Origin of the sequence: Henriciella sp. (genome assembly GCF_049649345.1) — a bacterium.
Lineage (GTDB): Bacteria > Pseudomonadota > Alphaproteobacteria > Caulobacterales > Hyphomonadaceae > Henriciella.
Map to the genome: position 1 here is coordinate 1 of NZ_JBARZC010000373.1, position 1,692 is coordinate 1,692.

Annotated in this window: 1 protein-coding gene and 1 pseudogene; both read left to right on the plus strand. The window is 56.2% G+C overall.

Going from position 1 to position 1,692, the window contains the following annotated elements; all coding sequences use genetic code 11:
- Positions 1-192 (plus strand): annotated as a pseudogene (locus tag WA989_RS10250) (exodeoxyribonuclease III); the annotation flags it as partial.
- Positions 193-281: 89 nt separating this feature from the next.
- Positions 282-1,692: DUF4365 domain-containing protein (locus tag WA989_RS10255; RefSeq protein ID WP_424340400.1), on the plus strand; the 1,411-nt coding region annotated here is incomplete at its 3' end.

Below are 1,692 nucleotides of genomic sequence, written 5' to 3' on the forward strand. Positions count from 1 at the left end.
GAGAAGCTCTTCTCCTGGTGGAGCTATCGCAACCGCGACTGGGGCCTCTCCGACCGCGGCCGCCGCCTCGACCATATCTGGCTCTCCCCCGCCCTCGCCCCCGCACTGCGCACGGCCGAAGTAACGCGCGAGGCGCGCGGCTGGGAAACCCCCTCCGACCACGTGCCGGTGAGCGTGGACTTCGAGGTGTAGGCTGATGTCTTTCTAGCTTGACCGATTCTAGAAACTGCTGTAGGAATATTTACCATCACTCTAGCGAGGCCTGCTGCTGAGTTGTAACAATGACGAAAACGATCACACAAAGCCAAATTCTTGGGGAACTAGGCGAGACGGCGGTCAAGAAGATCGCTCTCGAAATGGGTTTCATCTATGAAACTCGCGGGCGGCTCGAAGCTGGAATCGACGGCTTCATTGAGCTGCGCGACTCTTCGAGTGGAGCATCGCTCGGAAAAATCCTTGGAGTTCAAGTAAAGTCAACAAGCCAGGGAATATACACTCGTGAAACTGACCGTGACTTTGAATACCTAATTAAGCCCGACGATTTATGGTACTGGAAACAGTCCAACATACCTGTCATCATTATCTTTTGGCGCCAATGCGATAGATCCACCTATTGGAAGCATGTGCCCGACACTCTTGCCGGCGACGAGCGCCGCCTGAGAATTGATAAGCAAGCTGACGTCTTCAACGCCAAGTGTGTGGATCGCTTAGGAGCGTTGACCGTGGACCGCCGCACTCCTGGAGTGTTCGTCCCGCCGCTCAATGAGGGCGAGACGGTGGTAACGAACCTTCTGCGCATTCGCATGCCCAACGAGATCTTCATCGCCACATCTCCTTTCGGCAGCGGCCGGGACGCCGTTGCGGAACTTGTGAAGCAGGATGATACGCGGCACGATTGGGTCATCCGCAAACGACGCTTCGTCTCGTTCTTTGATCCACGTTCTTATGGCACAAGAGCCATAGTTGATGAGGATCAGGTGGAGGCTGTCGACGCGGACCTCTTCGTGCTGAACGAGGATCTCGACGACACCAACGATACCATCGACCTGCTACGACGGACCGTTGAAGCTCAACTCGCCGATGAACTCCGCTACGCCCGCAAAGAGCGCCTTTTCTACTTCAAAGCCACAGCACAAAACGCGGCTCGAAAATATGCCTACATGGCGAGCACGAACCAAACTTCGGCGATGGTAGTGAGCGTCTACCCAGAGAAAAGCCGTTCGGCAAATAGGGGCTATGTGCGCCATCATGCGGCGAACTTTCGGTTCGAACGCCTGGGACAAGAATGGTTTATCGTGATCGACCCAAGCTTCTATTTTACGCGAAACGGATATGAGCCTCATCGTTATGCCGACGTATTACTGTCAGGTAAGAAGCGCCTCGAACGGAATGCAGCCGTCCGGGGTCAAGTCATCATGTGGCAACATCTTCTCCTCTCGAGTGGAGAGCCCAACAGCGGTCTATTTGCGCAGTCCGAAGAGAACGTGCCCCGCCTGCGTTTCGAGCATCTGCCGGTCCTTGAACTCTCACGTGCCGTCCCTGAATCTTCGTGGAACCGGACAGATCCGAGAGCTGCGGAGATGGGCTTGGCGCAAGGAGGGTTCAAAGACCGCATAGAGGCCCCACATCTCCCGCTTGGGTGCGACTGGCGGGAGCAGGGCGATGGCGTTGCGGTGCAAGCGGTGTGGTGGC